The organism is Puia sp., from assembly GCF_035546395.1.
Classification (GTDB): domain Bacteria; phylum Bacteroidota; class Bacteroidia; order Chitinophagales; family Chitinophagaceae; genus Puia.
The window spans coordinates 1,046,194-1,062,948 of sequence record NZ_DASZXR010000014.1 but is presented as its reverse complement, the minus strand read 5'-3'; the positions used below and the strand labels follow the sequence as shown (position 1 = coordinate 1,062,948).

Here is a 16,755-nt window from a genome sequence, read left to right as displayed (position 1 = left end):
TGCAAATGAGAACGGTAACATTATATCGACCTGTTGGATTGAAAGAGCTGGCGTTGATCGCGGGCTCGGGCTGGACGGCTTTTCCACCCAGACTCGAGTGGCAGCCGATCTTTTACCCGGTGTTGAATCGGCCTTATGCCGACCAGATCGCATCGGAGTGGAATACGAAGGATCCTTTTTCGGGATTTTGCGGAGTGACGATCGAATTCGACCTATTGGAATCACATTTTTCCATGTATGCCGTTCAGAATGTGGGCTCGGCTATTCATGACGAATTGTGGGTTCCGGCGGAGGAACTGGTGGCTTTTAACCAAAACATCGTCGGGCCGATACGGGTTGTTGCGGCTTTCTTTGGAGAAAGTTTTTCAATGCCGGATATTCCGGAATTGGTCGATGTGTTGTCAAAATTTAAGTAAAATGAAAGAGAAAGATAGGAACAAGATCAGCAAATTCCTGAGCCTGGTGCTTCGGCACAAACCCGAGGCCATTGGGTTGCAACTAGATGAGAACGGATGGGCGGATGTGCTGGAGTTGATGGCAAAGTCGGCTGCAGGCGGGCAGGCTTTCTCCCGAGAGGAATTGGAGGAAGTGGTTGCGCTGAACGATAAGCAGCGATTTGCCTTTGACGATTCCCGGGCACGGATCAGGGCTAACCAGGGACATTCTATCGAGGTGGAACTGCAACTGGAGGTTCGCCGGCCGCCCGAGCTGCTTTATCATGGAACGGTGGAAAGGTTTTTGACCAGCATCCGGGCGGAGGGCCTGCGGAAAATGAGCCGAAATCATGTCCATCTCAGCGCGGATCGGGAGACTGCTCAGAGGGTGGGGAGCAGGAGAGGCGAGGCCGTGATCCTAGCCGTTCGCAGCGGCGAAATGAGCCGGGATGGAATAGAGTTTTTTATTTCGGATAATGGGGTATGGTTGACCGATGCCGTGCCGGTTGGATATATACAGTATGAATAGGAATTTTGTAAAAGATGCATTATTGGGAGTTGCAGTCGGGGATGCTATTGGTGTTCCGGTGGAGTTCAAATCCCGAGGATATTTGAAAGAGCGCCCTGTAATCGGTATGCGAGGGTATGGTACTCATTTTCAACCAGAGGGTACGTGGTCGGATGACAGTTCGCTGACGTTTTGTTTGGCGGAAATGCTGGCTGAAAAATATGATCTTGTCGATCTTGCGAGGCGGTTTGTCAGATGGAATTATGAGGCTTATTGGACTCCTCACGGGAAGCTGTTTGACATAGGCATCGCTACATCAGCTGCTATTGATCGGCTTTCCGATGGCGCTATTCCTGAACTTGCAGGCGGGGTCCACGAAGACAGCAACGGAAATGGCTCATTGATGAGAATATTACCCCTTTTGTTTTTGGTTAGAGAGAAAGACATACACAGTCGATTTCAGATGATAAGGGACGTGTCTTCGCTAACGCACCGGCATGTTCGCTCCGTCGTGTCTTGCTTTATTTACCTGGAAGTAGCGGCGCAGGTGATGGCGGGAAATGACAAGGTTGACGCCTATCGGCGGGCCTGCATAAGCAGCAAAGCCTTTCTTGACGAGACTGCAGTGTGTCCAGCGAACGAACGAAAATATTTTGAAAGAGCGCTGTCGGGGACAATCTTTACATTGTCCGAGAAGCAGATTTGGTCGAGCGGTTATGTTATTCACACGTTAGAGGCGGCGCTATGGTGTTTTCTGACGAAGGGCAGTTATCGCGATGCGGTGTTACAGGCCGCCAACCTGGGTGAGGATACGGATACCACAGCCGCCGTTACGGGCGGGCTTGCCGCTTTGTACTATGGCTGGGAGTCTATTCCGGATGACTGGCTGAAGGTATTGGCACGGTTTGAGGATATTGAAGAACTTTGCCGGCGGCTTAACAATAAATTGGAAGCGAATGGCTAATACTTATGTGATCGGCGATATTCACGGCGCGTTCCTCGCTCTGCAACAAGTGATCCGGCGAGCGGCGCCGGACCCGGATGACCGGCTCATTTTTTTGGGGGATTATGTAGACGGCTGGTCGCAGTCCCGGCAGGTGATGGAGTATTTGATGGAACTGGATACTATGTTCAACTGCCTTTTTATCCGGGGCAACCATGATGCCTGGTGCGAAGAATGGCTGGCGGGGCTTGGGCCCGATCCCAATTGGCTTTTTCACGGAGGCCGGGCGACCGTGGAGAGCTATAATGGGATCAAACCAGCGGACCGGATCCGTCACCTGGCCTTCTTTGGCCGGATGCGGCCGTATTTTGAGGAGGACGGCCGGCTTTTTATTCACGCGGGGTTCTCGTCCATGCACGGACCGGGAATGGAACATTATGAGAGCAACTATTCCTGGGACCGGACACTCTGGGAGATGGCATTGGCCGTCGATCACCGTATCCCGAAAGAGAGCTTTTTCTATCCCAAGCGGCTGCAACTGTACCGGGAGATCTATATCGGCCATACTCCAACCACCAATTACGATCGGGATACGCCCATGCAGGCCTGCAATGTCTGGAATATCGACACCGGGGCCGCGTTCAACGGAAAGATATCGATGCTGGAGATTGCTTCAAAAAAGCTCGTCCAGAGTGATATCGTACAAAAGCTATACCCCGGCGAAACCGGGCGCAACAAATAAATTTTTCATCGATGACAACATTCAACCTCATTTACCCCGAACAATCCGATATCGCCTACCAGTCCATGGTCTTTCCCGACGGACAACCGCATGTCAAACTGGACCTGCAACACGCCGGAACCATCGACCGCAGTCTGCCGCTGCGTATCCTGACCCGGCTGAATAATGCCAACGATCTTCTGATGTCCCTGTTTGTCAAAAACGCGCTGGACTATCTGGAATTCTCCACCATCGAATTGCATGTTTCTTATCTGCTGGCTGCCCGAATGGACCGGGTCATGCTCGATGGCGAACCTTTCTCGCTGAAAGTGATTGCAGCCATGATCAACCAGGCGGGCTTTAAAAAGGTTCGCATTTTTGATCCGCATTCCGAGGTTTCGACTGCCTTGATCGACCGATCGTATGCGGTCCCCAATCATACGTTTGTCGCCGATGCGCTGAAAGACTATGCCCGTTTGCACCCTGGCGAGGCGCCGGTGCTGGTGTCGCCGGACGCGGGGGCCTTAAAAAAGATCCATAGGCTGGCCCAACATCTGGCGATCGACAACGTTGTCGAATGCATGAAGGAACGGGATGTAAGGACCGGGGCGCTGACCCATTTCAAGGCCATGACCGATGATCTGCATGGACAGACCTGTTTTATCGTAGACGATATCTGCGATGGCGGTGGAACCTTTGCAGGAACGGCAAAAATGCTGCGGGAGAAAGGGGCCGGGAAGGTCAATCTCATCGTCAGCCATGGAATTTTCAGCCGCGGAACGGCCATCGACTCTATCGACGAAATTTATACCACGGACTCTTATAAAAAAGTCGAAGGGGTACATTGTCTGCCGATCGGCAACTATCTCTAGAGCTTCACAGCTACTGTCTTCCCATCATAAACAATATTCTTCGCCGCCTTGCCGGCTTCGCTCATCAGCTTTACCGCAAAGGCGCGATGGACAGGCTGGCTTGTCATTCCCGCGGGTGCGCCCGGCCGGAGGATGAGCGTGTGGCGGGCATCGTCCCAGGTCATGCGGATCCAGCTCGCCTTGCCTTTCAGATAGTCCTGGCTGATCCCATCGTCGTCGTACAGGGTGAAGTCGCCGTTGGCGCCGGGATAGACGCGGAGGGTGGTCGGCCCGGTCACGGGCTGCCCGGTATACTGGCGCACCGGGTCGAGGGGGATGATCGCGCCGGCGCGGACGTAGATGGGCATGATCGAGAGATCGACCGCCCGATGGACCGATGCGCCGCCATCAAAAACCTTGTTCGTCCACCAGTCGTACCATTTCCCTTTGGGAAGATAAACACTGCGATGGGTGGCGCCTTTTTCGAACACCGGCGCGATGAGCAGATCGCGTCCCCAAAGATATTCACTGCCAAGACCGCGGGCAACGGGGTCGTTGGGATAATGCAGCCAAAGGGCGCGCATCAACGGCATCCCCGTAGCGCGGGTCTCCCAGGCTAGCGTGTAGGTGTAGGGTAGCAGCTGATAGCGAAGCTCATCGTATTTTTTGACAACAGGTGTGATAGCGGGGTTATTCATCTCCGAAGGCAGGACATTGCGACGGACGACCTCGCTGTCGGTACCGGGCTTGGTCGATGTTTCCAGCTCGCCCCGGTCGCTTTGGCCCCAACCCCAGGGGAGGATCGTCATCGTGGTCCGGCCATGGCTCCGGAAAGAGGGGCAGAATGCGCCGAATTGGAACCAGCGGGCATAGAGCTCGCCCGTCTTCTCGGCGTTCGAATAGAAGCCGCCGATATCGGAGCCCCAGTAGGGGCCCAGGCTGAGGGAATGGTTGATGCCAACGGCCACCTGTCCCTCCAGGGTCTTCCAGGCCGATTCCGTATCTCCCGACCATACCCAGCCGCCCCAGCGGGCGATTCCGAGGTAACCATTGCGATGGAGACTCCAGGGCCGGATATTGGGATAGGTGGACAGCGGACCCTGGTAATACAGCTGATGGCGTTTGACACGCTCATACAGATTGAACCAGTCGCCTTCGTCCGGCCAGAAGGCGTCGACGCCGGCCTTCATCAACACGACATGCTGCGCCCAGTAGTTTTGAATATGACCCGCGTCCACTATTTCGCCGGGCGCGGCCGGGATCGACCCGTGCAGGGAGGGAAGCTTATCGCGGTCCCAGGGCACCATGTGAACGATGACCCTGACATGCTGCGCGTGGAAATCTGCGAGCACAGCTGCGGGATCGCGGTGGAAGACCGCGGGATTGAAATCGAAAGAAGGTTGTTTGGTATTCCATCCCTGTGGAGTGAAGCCGGTTCCCAGGTAAATGACGGCATCCACGGGGATGCGCTTCGACCGGAAGCTGTCGACGATGCCGAGGATATAATGCTCGTCCTTTATGGTGCGGTGGGACTGCATGTATCCGAGGGCCCAGCGTGGCGGGATGACCGCGGGACCGGTGAGGTCCGATACATCTTTCATAAAGGCGGCAGGCCGGCGCGCGTCGAAGACGATGACATCATAAAGGCCTGGTATGACGGTATTGGCGGGGGGGAGCCCTTTGGCCCCGACGAGCCCCTGGTTGTGTTCATTCTGCTGGAGGGTATCCTTTGCGGCCGGCTTCCAGGGGATGAAGACGCCGTGGCCGGCAGTCCGCAGGTCTATCTGCCCCCAGGGTGTTGCGACGAAGAGCGCCCAGCCTTTTGTACCGATCAGCAGCGGCACCGGGTTGCGGGAACCGTAGGCATCGCTCTGCCATCTGGGTTGCATGTCCTGTAATCTGCCCCGGCGATCGAATTCGATGGGCGCCGTACGCCAGTTGACTCCCCGCTCCGGTTTATGACCGCCTTCACCGAGACCGAGAACGGGAGCGTCATCCAGTGCAAAGGAGAGTGTGCTGTCCCCGAAGACCAGCCGCTGCACCGGTGTGCCTTCTTTTGTCGTGACGGTGACCGTCAGCGGGGCGGGACTCACGGTGACGATGAAGTCGCCGACGGCTTTGCGTACGGTGGCTGAAAGTTCGTTCAGCGCCAGGGCGGGAGCGGGGTAGGGGCGGTCGACCAACGCGGGGCTGAAGGGAAGACCTGTGGTGTCGCTCAATGGTTGCAGTGTGATGCGGATGCTGTGCGTTCCGGCTTCCCGAATGGACAATTGCGCAGGAACTCCGGCCGTAACGATCGGTTGGGCGACGCCCGAAGTGGCCTGCAGCAGCGCGGGCAGGCAGAAGGCCAGGATGACTGAGCGGTGGTTCATAAGACTAATATCCTTCAATGCCGCCATTTGCGGCGGATACATTTTAGCCCATTCGCAACACATTTTAACCCATCCTAGCTCTTGTCCACAAATCTCTTATTGGACTCGTTATACCGATCGCCGATGTTGGGATATTGGCGGACCAGCCGGTCTATTGCCGTGAAATCGTCCGGGCCGAGGTGGACATCGACGGCGCCGGCATTATCGACAAGGTACTTGCGGCGTTTGGTGCCGGGGATCGGGATGATATTCGGTCCTTTTGCCAATACCCAGGCGATGGCCAATTGAGCGGGGGTGCAACCTTTTGCTTCCGCCAGTCCGGCAAAGCCCGCGGCCAGCTGCCGGTTGTTATCGGCATGTTCACCCTGGTAGCGCGGCAGCGTCTTGCGGAAATCGTTCGCCCCCAGCCGGGCGAGGTCCAGCGCATTGGTCATAAGGCCGCGGGCCAGTGGGCTGAATGGAACGAAGGAGATATGCAATTCTGTGCACAGGGGTAATATCTCCTTTTCCACGTCACGGGTGAGAATGGAGTATTCGCTTTGCAATGCGCTGATAGGATGGACGGCGTATGCGCGCCGGATGGATTGCGGTGAGGCTTCGGAGAGCCCCAGAAAGCGGACCTTTCCCTCTCTGACCAGGTCGGCCATGGCGCCGACGGTATCCTCCACGGGAACATTGGGATCGATACGATGTGCATAATAGAGATCGATGACATCGGTCTTCAGCCGGCGGAGGCTTGCTTCCACCGCCTTTTTTGCATAGGCGGGAGAAGCGTCGAAGCCGCCCATTTTTGCATCGGCATAAGACAGGAAGCCGAATTTTGTGGCGATGAAGATCTTTTGCCGGTTGGGCTGAAGCACCCGCGAGATCAACTCTTCATTGGCACCGTTGCCATAAATGTCGGCCGTATCCCAAAAGTTGATGCCCAGGGCGATGGCTTCTTCGAGGGTGGCGATGGATTCCGCATCGTCGGGCTGACCGTAGGCATGGTTCATGCTCATACAGCCGAGGCCGATGGCGGAAAGGCGGATGTTGGTATTTCCGAGTGTTCTATATTGCATTGTTTTAATTTTATATGGTATGGAAGATTATATCATAAATGTCGGAAAAGTCGAGGAATGGCAGATGATCCGGGATATCCCGTCGCTGGATGAGACCTTTCAGCGGGCAAAGCGGGTGCTGGTCGGCGGAGGGACGGTGGTGCTGGAGCGGGTGCAGGGGGACGGGACTTCGTATCGTTTTGATGAATTCACTAATTTGGAGGATTTTGAAGCGTACAGGAGGAACGTATATAAGTATTTATAAAAGAGGACGTCCTCAGGAGATGGCCGAGGCTAATAAAAAGAGGCCGCCCTCGCGGGGCGGCCTCTTCCGGCGCATTTGCCGGCAGACTATTTTTGGAGCAACCCGGTTAAACGAAATTAACCGAAGGTTTCCATGATTTATCTGTAGATAGCATGAATACCTCCTTTTTTTTGGTGAATGATAGATTCAAAGGTAAGGAAAAATTACGAGAGGTGAAGCAGACTGAGCGGTCTATTTTGACGTATCTTCGCTTCATGCGGGAATCGGCGGTAAAGGACAGGATCCTGGATACGGCCTCGAGGCTGTTCTACGACCAGGGCTATCATGTCACGGGGATCAACCAGATCATCGAAGAGGCGGATATCGCCCGCGCATCTCTCTACAATCATTTTACCTCAAAGACCGAGCTCCTGCTCGCCTATCTCGACCGGACCCATGAGGAATGGTTCCGGGAACTGGACAACTATCTTGTGCCTTTTTCCTCCCCCCGGGAACGGCTGCTGGCCTTATTCGATTTTCGTATCCAGCGCCAGCGGAAGTTGAAATACAAGGGCTGCCATTTCAATAAGATCACTGCAGAGACCGGCGAGGATGAAGAGGTGGCCCGGCGGGTCAGGGTTCACAAAGAGCGGTTCCGGCAATACATCCTGGACCTGGTGCGGCAGACTGATCATCGCGCCGGCGTTGACGATGAGACCCTAGCCGATACCCTGTTCCTTTTACTGGAGGGAGGGATTGCCGTGGGTGCGATGTTCCGAAGCTCCGAGCATGCCGAAAAGGCCAGGGCTATAGCCGGGTCGTTGTTATAACTTCAAATTTTTTTCAAAATTTGTAGATAGACTTGTGTGCTCATTCGGATTGCCTGCACTTTCAATTTATCTTTAACCATTCGTGTATGAAGCTGATTTGCTGGTGTTGTTTCCCTGCGGGTCCAATCCGCCATTCATCATCCGGTTCGATACCTCGACCTTGCCGGTGGGGGAACTGGTGCTCAGCAGTGAAAAGCGGAACAACAACGAACTGGCCGACATGGCCAATATCTATTTGCGCGCCAGTTTTACACAGATACCGGGTTTGCTGTCCGCGCCGCCGTTCGGCGGCAATATCCGGACGGTGGTGATCAAGGCCGATCCCGAGCCGTTGGCATGATTTTACGGCACGTCGACGAGTCTATCGTTTGCTATTGCCTCGAAACCATTGCGCTCAAAGCAGAAACAATTATGCCGCCACCGGCGCTTTCACCTGCAATATCTATCCTTAGTTAATGAGAAACAGCATTCTCCCAGACCAAGACTTACTTTCCTGAACATAGAAGGAACGCTTCAACGCCCTGGTCAGTTGAATGTTGCTCTGAATTCCACAGGGGACATTTTCGTCTTTGACTTAAAAAGCTTGCTAAATGACTGCATATGTTCAAATCCTAAGTCGTATGCAATTTCACTTACCGTCATATTAGTGGTTGAGAGCTTTTCTTTCGCTTTTTCAATCAACTTATCATGAATGTGCTGCTGGGTAGTCTGACCCGTAAGAATCTTCAACAAATCACTTAGATAGCCCGCTGAGACATTTAGCTGGTCAGCTATGTCGACGACAGACGGTAAACCATTTGTTGCCGACAAATTGCCGCTAAAATAGCTGTCAAGGGTTTCTTCCAGGCGCTCAAGCAACTGATGAGTAGAAACCTTCCTGGTAATAAATTGCCGCTGATAGAATCTGTCTGCATAGGTGAACAATACTTCGAGTTGCGCAACGATAACCGGCTGACTAAACTTATCGATATTAGCATGGTACTCTTGTTCGATATACAGAATAATACCCTTTACAAGTTGTTCCTCCTTTTCAGAAAGGTATAGGGCTTCTTTGACCGAATAATTAAAGTACCCATGCTTTTTGATGTTTTTAGCCAACTGTGTACCCCACAGGAAATCCGGATGAACCAGAATCATCCATCCGGTGGAAGTATTGGCTGCACCTTTTTCAAGGGTAAAGCCCCAAACTTGACCAGGGGCCATAAAGAATAATACGCCCTCGTCAAAATCACCATACTCCTGTCCATACCTGATGGTTGCGTTTAAGCCCTTTTTTAGGGAAATGCAGTAGAAATCAAACACCAGGCTAACTGGAACATCCGATAAAGCCGGTTTAAGTAAAGAAACGTCAATTACGCTAATCAACGGATGCTCAGGTTTGGGAAGGCCGGTCAGACGGTGGTATTCGGTAATTGATTTAATTCGGTAGGGTATTTTTGGCATAGTTGAATTGAAATGTTATTGATGGTAAGTTGCAGCAAAATCTTTGGCAAAGTCCTTCATTTTGACTTTCCCCATTACCTCTGGCCTGTGGCGGTAATAATGTTCATTAACCCGGCCGTTATGTATCCCGGCATTCATTTCCACTACACCCCGTGCTCTTGATTCCGGCATTCCGAACATTTTAAGACCACTTAACATGCTTTTGTCTGACATTAGCGCCCACTTGAGGTATGGTTTACCGATCGCTTCACCAATAATTTGCGCAATTTGATTGCAAGTTAACTCTTCACTAGCTATGTACCGAAACATTCGAGCAGTGAACGGGCCCGTAAGCTCTTCAGCAACAACGGACGCTATATCCAGGGGTGAAACCCATGGGTTACGGTCATCGGCCCCGTAATTAGCGGCGATAACTCCGCGCTTTCCACTAAGTAGGCTCCATAAGCCTGAAAACCGAAGTGTCAAAAAGGCTCCTAAAAATCCCTTCCCTTGTATGGATGTTTTAAAGTCATAGAGGTTTGTATAAAAACCCACTGGACGCATATGCTTTATATTATAATTACATCTTGGGGCAACTCACGAAACAGCGACTCCGCCAGATGATGAAATGCCAGCAGACCGTTGCCTTTGTCGGTATGCGCGCCAATACTGCTCAAGTGTATAACCTTTTTTACTTCGGCGTTTCGGATAGCCTGTACGTAATTGCCAACCTGCCTGCGCGTAGTATTTATAATATCGAGGTTAGGATCGAAATAGTCAAATGGTGGCAGCATACAATAGACCGCGTCAGCATTAGTAAATGTAGCGGTTAAGAATTCGACGTTTTCTATACTTCCGATTGCTGCATGGGAATGAAACGCTTCAATGGCGTTCTTTTTTTCGTGTTTACTGCTGATTACCGTAACCGTATGACCTTTTTTAACCAGATCCAGGGCCAGAGGTTTGGTGACGTTCCCGAGAGAGCCTGTCAGAACAATTTTCATTATTTTTTACTTTTGTCAAAACTAGAATTTCCTGAACGCTGAAATTTAGCCGATATCCAGTTTGAGTTAGCCATTTTCGGTCGGCGACTTCCGCAATTTGCTGTCTTATTCGGCATGCGGGCAGCCTTTAAAAGGGGAATTGTTAAGTTATCAATGAGTGTGGGTAATACGGCGGTCGACGTCCATTTAAGACGCGCCTTAAACACGATGACAGGTATGCGCCGCTAACAAAGATCCCTCCTAGTATCTCACTTAAAAGGGTATTTTGACGAATCAAAAGCCCCGAGGGGAATCGAACCCTATAACTATGCTATCTTCAACTACTTAATTTCTTCAATTGCTCCAAGATTTGGTTCGAATTCTGTCCGGTCCGGGGACGGACAAGATACTTAGCCAGGGTTCGCCGACGCCCGTGGAAGTGCGGTTCTCCGGACGGGCCAGGCGGAGCAACGAAGAGTATGCCGCGAGGCTCATGGAAAGCGTCGCCAGATTCCGTCCACTACTTCTTCCAGATATATTGAAAAGGATATCTGGGTCGATGAGAAGGTGAACAATGCCTACAATGCGCAGGTCGAGATACCGGAGAATAAGATGAACAGCCTTGCCGATTCTCTCGGCAGGCTGGAGAATGGGTTGGTTGTGGCGATCATCATCATCTTTTTGATGCTGGCCGCGAAGTTCCAATCCTTGAAGGTTTCCGCCGTTGTGTTGGCGACCGTGCCTGCGGTGATCCTGGGCTCGCTGTCGCTGTTTATAGGGACGGAGTCGACGCTGAATTTGCAGTCTTATATGGGGATCATTATGTCCGTGGGGATGATCCCTATGGCCAGCGGTATCGGCGAGGCCGGTGACCAATAGTCGCCGCTGGGCTGGACGGAGATCGGGGGGCTTATCGCGTCGACGTTTGCGGCTCTTTTTATTCAGCCATTGGTATTTGCCTGGGGGCTTGAGAAGTCGGGAACGGCGTCGGTGTCGCTGGAGCCTGAAAATGCGGCGAGCCAGGAGTATTTGGCGGCGGCGGGAGTGGCGGGGTGGAAGTAATTCAGTAACTTGATTTCATGAGAAATTACCTAACGATCGTTCTTACTGTTGTGGCGATAGGACTGGCGGCGCTGGAGGCGCATGCTCAATCCACCGAACAGTATCCAGTCGACTCCGCATCGGTGGAGCATGCCGGGGTGCCAAAAGGGGAATTGATCCATTGCCGCTGGGACCATTCCGCGATTTTCCCTGGGACGCAACGCGAATATTGGATCTATGTCCCCGCGCAATACCGGCCTGAGCGGCCCGCCTGCGTGTATGTCAACCAGGACGGCATTCAGTGGAAGGCGCCGACGGTGTTCGACAACCTGATCGCGGCGGGGGAGATGCCGGTAACTATCGGTGTTTTTATCCAGCCCGGCCGGGTGGTGGCGGCGGACGGGAAGACGGCGTTGGACCGGTTTGACAGAAGCTTTGAATATGACGGTCTCGGCGACGCCTATGCGCGGTTCCTCCTCGAGGAGATTTTGCCGGATGTGGAGCGGCATCAGGCCGGGGACGGGAGGGCCATCCGGCTCTCGCACAACGGCAACGACAGGGCTATCGGCGGCAGCAGCAGCGGCGCTGTCTGCGCCTTTACCACGGCCTGGGAGCGGCCCAATGCATTCACGCGCGTCTTTAGCGCCATCGGGACCTATGTGGGACTGCGCGGCGCCGACCGCTATCCGACGCTGATCCGCAAATATGAGCCAAAGCCGATTCGCATCTTTCTGCAGGACGGCAGCCACGATCTCAACATTTACGGCGGCGACTGGTGGATGGCCAACCAAATGATGGAACGGGCGCTTGTCTTCGGCGGCTACGAGGTCAACCATGCCTGGGGGGAGGGATCGCATAGCGGGGCGCAGGGCAGTTCGCTGTTTCCGGAAGCGATGCGGTGGCTTTGGAAGGGCTGGCCGCAGCCAGTTGCAAGGGGTGCATCCACCAATCAAGTCCTCCACGACATTCTGGTCCCCGGTGAGGAATGGCAGCTGGTGGGAGAGCACTATGGATTTACCGAGGGGACGGCTGCGGATGCCCTGGGCACGGTGTTCTACCAGGATATCCCCGCCTCCACAACTTACCGCGTCGCCCAGGATGGACGTCCCGTGGTGTTCTCCAAAGACGCCAGACGGGCCAGCGGCACCTGTTTTGCGGCGGATGGCAGCCGCTATGAAGTGGCGGGCGGGACAAAGCAGATCATCAAATACGACGCTACGGGAAAGGGTACGGTCGTCGCCGACAACATCAACGGGAACGATTTGCTGGTCACGCGCAGCGGCAATGTCTATGTGACGGTGCCGGATGGATCGGAGCGGCCGAGCAGGCTGGTGCTGATAAAACCGGGCGGAGAAAAGCTCGTGGTCGACAGCGGGCTGAAGTTCATCAACGGCCTCACGCTCACTCCGGATCAAACACAGCTCTATGTCGCCGAATCGGCTTCTCACTGGGTTTGGATCTATACGATCCAGCCTGACGGGAGCCTGGGAAACAAACAGCGATGGGGCTGGCTGCATGCGCCCGATAATTCCGAGACGGCCTGGCCGGATGGGATGAAATGCGATACCGGGGGAAGGCTCTATGTGGCTACCCGGCTTGGCATCCAGGTGCTCGACCCACTGGGAAGGGTCAACGCGATCCTGCCTGTCCCTTCGGGACAGGCCTCCAATTGTTGTTTTGGGGGACCGGGGTTCGATATATTGTATGTAAGCTGCGGAGACAAGGTCTATCGCCGCAAGTTGAAGGTGCGAGGCTGCAATCCTTTCGAGGCGCCGGTAAAGCCGGGGCCGCCGCATTTATAGCACCCGCCGGCTTCGTCCCATCGCATCGGTAACGGTGACTTCGGCCATGGCCGAGGTCACCCGGATGAATCGGGCCGACTGGGAGAGAAAGGACGAGCCAAAGTAAAATTCCAGTTTCTGGATCTTGCCGTTTTTGAAGCGGATGAGCGCGCTGCGGTCGTCCGGGCCGATCGCGATAGACGGGCAAGTGGATTTCAATGCGAATAGCTTCAGGTCATCCCTGTATTGACTGGCGGCGACGAGGTAGCGTCCACCCGCGCCCATGAGCTTCACCAGCGCCTTGCCGTCGCCGGGAATGTAGATGCCGCTTTGTAGAATGCTTAGCGGCGTAAATCCACCGGCTCCGTCGCCTTTCAGCAGCAGGCCGTTCAGGGCGTCATACCGGCCGATATCGATCTGCGTCCCGTAATCGTTCCCATTGATGAGCACGTCGAGGTTACCGTCACCATCAAAGTCATCCACCAGCATCCCGTTCAATACGGATACCTGGGCGGCGGCCGGCAGCGGGATCATCGTGAATTTTCCATTCCCTTCGTTTCTCAGGTAACAGGACTGCAGCATATTGGCCTTCAGCCGCAGGGCGCCTTCCCGCTGTTGGGGGGTCAGGATTTCCTCCATCGTGGCGTGGGCAAAGGGTGAGAAATTGGGATACCGTTTCTTGATACTGCTCCAGTGTTTGGCGATATCGTCCCTGACCGGCCCGGGGAATTCCTTTTTTTCACCATGGACATCCTTCAAAAAAAGCGACGGAATGGCGATATAGTTGTTGCTTTTGTCAAAGTCCCCGGCGGTGATATATACCGGGAAGCTGTCGCTGGCCTGGTAGAGCGTATTCAGCCCCACATTGCCGACGATATAGTCCATTCGCCCGGTGTGGCGGAAATCCCCGGCGACGATCGAGTTCCACCAGCCCAGTTTGCTCCCGAGGCCGGTGGCCGGGGTGACATTGGTGAACTTGCCGTTGACATTTTTTAAGAACGTCACGGCCATCCACTCGCCGACAATGATGAGATCGGTCTGGCCGTCGCCGTCAAAATCGGTGAACAAGGCATCGCAGACCATCCCGATATTCTTCAGGTCGGGGGCTACCTCGGCGGTGATATCCGTAAACTTCGCATGACCGTTTGTGGCGTCGTTCCGGAGGATGCAGCTGCTGACCGGTTTTGGATAATGGCCCGGATCGACGCGTCCGGATATGAAAAGATCCAATTTCCCGTCGTTGTTGATATCCGTTGCCCGCACGCAGAGCTTTGGCATGTGGTTGACCGGTAACGCCGCGGTGTCGAGTGTAAAACTCCCTTTGCCGTCGTTGATGTACAACCTGTCCTGGTATTCTTCGCTGCCTGCTTCGGCCTTATAGCCGCCGCTGGCCGTGTATAGATCGGGTTTCCCGTCCCCGTTGGCGTCGAACAGGAGCATTCCTTCGTCCTTGGTATAGGAGGCGGCCATCGGCGCTTTGGGGAGAAGATCTTTTTGAACGAACCGGCCGCCGGCCTGCTGCAAAAAGAGATGCGCATGGGTATAGGCGTTGCCGCCGATGACCAGGTCGTCCAATCCATTCCCATCGATATCGCCGGCCGCCAGGGCGGGACAATATTCGGAAAGCTTATGCGGCAGCAGGTTCTGGATATTGAAATCGATGAATTCGACGTCCTTATGGGTGTATTGCAGGCCGGCGGAATCCGTTATCTCGCGGAATAGGGCGCCCGTGGCGATCAGTGGTTGGGAAGAGGAGTTGGGTTCAAGGGCTTCAGCGGTATTTGCGGTAATTGTCTGATTGGCCCGCACGCGTAGCAGCGTTTGTTTTTTCCTGTTGGGCCAATTGATGACGACCGAGTCGAGTACCGTCGTCCGGCCAAGCCCGAAATGGGCGCCCGGCTGCATCGTCGATAGGTAACCCCGGTAAGGATTATTCTCGAAGACCTGCTGTTTACCGTGATCATAGTAGATGGATGCGATGGCTCCAAGACCGTTGCGGTTTTGCGCGTCGCCGGAAAACCGGATGTTTAAAAAATTTGCTGCCGTCGTGTCCCTGTCCCTCGAAGTATTCCGGTAGATAAATACGGGGTCATCGATGTTGTTGATGACCATATCCATCGCGCCGTCGTTGTCGAGGTCAACATAGGCCGCCCCGTTCGAGAAGGTAGGGGTGGAAAGGCCCCAGTCGGCAGACCGATCGTCGAAGCGGCAGTCGCCGGTATTGCGGAAGGCATAGTTATGCAGCCGGATCTGCGGGATCTGCCGGATCATCTCCGTCTTGCTGACCTGCCCCGTGGCTTGCTGGCGATAGGCCATGAAATCATGATCCGATACGTCGCGGGGAAACCCGTTGGTGATGACCATGTCCCGGTAGCCGTCATTGTCAAAATCGGTGATCAGGGGTGTCCAGCTCCAGTCGGTCTGGGATATTCCACTCTGGAAGCCGATCTCGCTAAAGACGGGGATACCGATCGAGTCGTTTTGCCGCAGTCCCGGCCCCTGGTTCAGCTGGAGTGTATTGCGGACATACTGGTATTGATAGCCGTAGGCGTCGAAGTTTTGATACGTGTTGGTATTATTGGCTGCCGACATCATCTTCTTACGATAGTTGTCTTCGGGGTTCATATCCAGCTCCACCACATCGGGAAGACCGTCATTGTTGATATCCACGACATCCTGTCCCATGGAATTGAAAGAGGTGTGCTTGAAATATTCTTTGGCGCGGTTGGTGAAGGTGCCGTCGTGGTTATTGATGTAGAGGATGTTGTTGGACAGGAAATCATCCGAAACATAAATGTCCTTCCAGCCGTCGCCATTGAGATCGGCGACGGTGGCTGCATGGCCATAGCCTTCATATTTGATCCCTGCCGAGTCGGAGACATCGTGGAACACGGGGTGTTTCAGGACAGGGTCCATCTCGTTGCGATACAGCCGGCCCCGGTTGGGTCCACTAATACCGGTGTTATGCCGTTGGCTAAAGGTGGAGGAGTTGTAGCCGTTTGACGCTTCGTTGACCGCAAGATACATATCGAGGTCGCCATCGTTGTCGTAGTCGAAGAAGCTGGCCATGGTGGATTGAACATGGATGTCCAGGCCATATTCGGCGGCCATGTCCTTGAAGTGGGGGATGCCGTCCTTGTCCGGTCCCTGGTTGACGTAGAGGATGTTGCGACGACGGAGAGAATCTTTGTAGATGGTGTTACAGATATAGATATCCATCAGGCCATCGTTGTTGATGTCCACGATGGAGGCTCCCCGGGCCCACCGGCCCATTCCTTCCACGCCGGCCGTTGAAGTGATATCCTCGAATCGGAAATGGCCCTTGTTGAGGTATAGTTTGCAGGGAACCATGTTGCCTGTGAGAAAGATGTCTTGCAGGCCGTCGTTATTGAAGTCGCCGATACCAACGCCGCCGCCGTTGTAGATGTTGACGACGTCCATCGGGTTGATGGAGTCGTTCTCGGTGATCTGGTTATTGAAGGTGATCCCTGTGTGGGAAGCCGGCATCTGCTCGAAGAGAGCTGTCTTGTTCCGACAGGCCGACAACCAACACAGGGATGCACCGATAAGAAGAGTTCGAATCAT

The 16,755-nt window shown here is 54.1% G+C and carries 16 protein-coding genes; 10 read left to right on the top strand and 6 right to left on the bottom strand.

Annotated features, from left to right (window positions below; genetic code table 11):
* Nucleotides 1-5: 5 nt before the first annotated feature.
* The 5 genes from VHE34_RS17195 to prs are packed head-to-tail and all read left to right on the top strand — an operon-like array spanning nt 6 to nt 3,478.
* Complete coding sequence (locus VHE34_RS17195; protein WP_325590085.1) at nt 6-416, top strand: ADP-ribosylation/crystallin J1; 411 nt, start codon at nt 6-8, stop codon at nt 414-416.
* 1 nt (nt 417) lies between these two features.
* Entirely contained in the window at nt 418-963 is a 546-nt protein-coding gene (locus VHE34_RS17190) for an RNA 2'-phosphotransferase (RefSeq protein WP_325590084.1), read from the top strand.
* Nucleotides 956-1,906 (top strand): ADP-ribosylglycohydrolase family protein, encoded by a 951-nt coding sequence (locus VHE34_RS17185; RefSeq protein WP_325590083.1) that lies wholly within the window; start codon nt 956-958, stop codon nt 1,904-1,906. Before VHE34_RS17190 ends, VHE34_RS17185 begins: the two co-directional genes overlap by 8 nt.
* A complete protein-coding gene (locus VHE34_RS17180) occupies nt 1,899-2,627 on the top strand; it encodes a metallophosphoesterase family protein (protein WP_325590082.1) in 729 nt (242 codons plus the stop codon). The genes VHE34_RS17185 and VHE34_RS17180 overlap by 8 nt, the downstream gene beginning before the upstream one ends.
* 11 nt (nt 2,628-2,638) lie before the next feature.
* On the top strand, nt 2,639-3,478 hold the full coding sequence (gene prs, locus VHE34_RS17175) for a ribose-phosphate diphosphokinase (RefSeq protein ID WP_325590081.1): 840 nt from the start codon (nt 2,639-2,641) through the stop codon (nt 3,476-3,478).
* Here the strand turns inward: prs and VHE34_RS17170 are convergent.
* Together VHE34_RS17170 and VHE34_RS17165 are read right to left on the bottom strand one after the other, a co-directional pair.
* A complete protein-coding gene (locus VHE34_RS17170) occupies nt 3,475-5,829 on the bottom strand; it encodes a TIM-barrel domain-containing protein (protein WP_325590080.1) in 2,355 nt (784 codons plus the stop codon). The two genes, prs and VHE34_RS17170, sit on opposite strands and share 4 nt — an antisense overlap.
* Before the next feature lie 74 nt (nt 5,830-5,903).
* Nucleotides 5,904-6,890, bottom strand: a complete 987-nt coding sequence (locus tag VHE34_RS17165; RefSeq protein ID WP_325590079.1) for an aldo/keto reductase — start codon at nt 6,888-6,890, stop codon at nt 5,904-5,906.
* 19 nt (nt 6,891-6,909) lie between these two features.
* Here VHE34_RS17165 and VHE34_RS17160 point away from each other — a divergent pair, with 19 nt between their 5' ends.
* The 3 genes from VHE34_RS17160 (at nt 6,910) to VHE34_RS17150 (ending at nt 8,283) form a co-directional block, all read left to right on the top strand.
* A complete protein-coding gene (locus VHE34_RS17160; RefSeq protein WP_325590078.1) occupies nt 6,910-7,134 on the top strand; it encodes a hypothetical protein in 225 nt (74 codons plus the stop codon).
* A gap of 212 nt (nt 7,135-7,346) precedes the next feature.
* Nucleotides 7,347-7,943, top strand: coding sequence for a TetR/AcrR family transcriptional regulator (locus VHE34_RS17155; RefSeq protein ID WP_325590077.1), 597 nt, complete (start codon nt 7,347-7,349; stop codon nt 7,941-7,943).
* 82 nt (nt 7,944-8,025) lie between these two features.
* A complete protein-coding gene (locus tag VHE34_RS17150) occupies nt 8,026-8,283 on the top strand; it encodes a hypothetical protein (RefSeq protein ID WP_325590076.1) in 258 nt (85 codons plus the stop codon).
* Nucleotides 8,284-8,468: 185 nt separating this feature from the next.
* Here the strand turns inward: VHE34_RS17150 and VHE34_RS17145 are convergent, their stop codons facing one another.
* Genes VHE34_RS17145 through VHE34_RS17135 form a run of 3 tightly spaced genes read right to left on the bottom strand, consistent with a single transcriptional unit; the run spans nt 8,469 to nt 10,369 of the window.
* Nucleotides 8,469-9,386, bottom strand: coding sequence for a helix-turn-helix transcriptional regulator (locus VHE34_RS17145; protein ID WP_325590075.1), 918 nt, complete (start codon nt 9,384-9,386; stop codon nt 8,469-8,471).
* A 15-nt stretch (nt 9,387-9,401) separates the two neighbouring features.
* The gene (locus VHE34_RS17140) at nt 9,402-9,929 is read right to left on the bottom strand and encodes a hypothetical protein (RefSeq protein ID WP_325590074.1); all 528 of its coding nucleotides are present in this window, start codon (nt 9,927-9,929) and stop codon (nt 9,402-9,404) included.
* 5 nt (nt 9,930-9,934) lie between these two features.
* On the bottom strand, nt 9,935-10,369 hold the full coding sequence (locus VHE34_RS17135; protein ID WP_325590073.1) for an SDR family oxidoreductase: 435 nt from the start codon (nt 10,367-10,369) through the stop codon (nt 9,935-9,937).
* A 546-nt stretch (nt 10,370-10,915) separates the two neighbouring features.
* Here VHE34_RS17135 and VHE34_RS17130 point away from each other — a divergent pair.
* Together VHE34_RS17130 and VHE34_RS17125 are read left to right on the top strand one after the other, a co-directional pair.
* Nucleotides 10,916-11,227, top strand: a complete 312-nt coding sequence (locus VHE34_RS17130) for a hypothetical protein (protein WP_325590072.1) — start codon at nt 10,916-10,918, stop codon at nt 11,225-11,227.
* A 200-nt stretch (nt 11,228-11,427) separates the two neighbouring features.
* Entirely contained in the window at nt 11,428-13,191 is a 1,764-nt protein-coding gene (locus VHE34_RS17125; RefSeq protein WP_325590071.1) for an SMP-30/gluconolactonase/LRE family protein, read from the top strand.
* On the opposite strand, the gene VHE34_RS17120 is transcribed toward VHE34_RS17125, so the two are convergent.
* Entirely contained in the window at nt 13,186-16,755 is a 3,570-nt protein-coding gene (locus VHE34_RS17120) for a VCBS repeat-containing protein (protein WP_325590070.1), read from the bottom strand. The two genes, VHE34_RS17125 and VHE34_RS17120, sit on opposite strands and share 6 nt — an antisense overlap.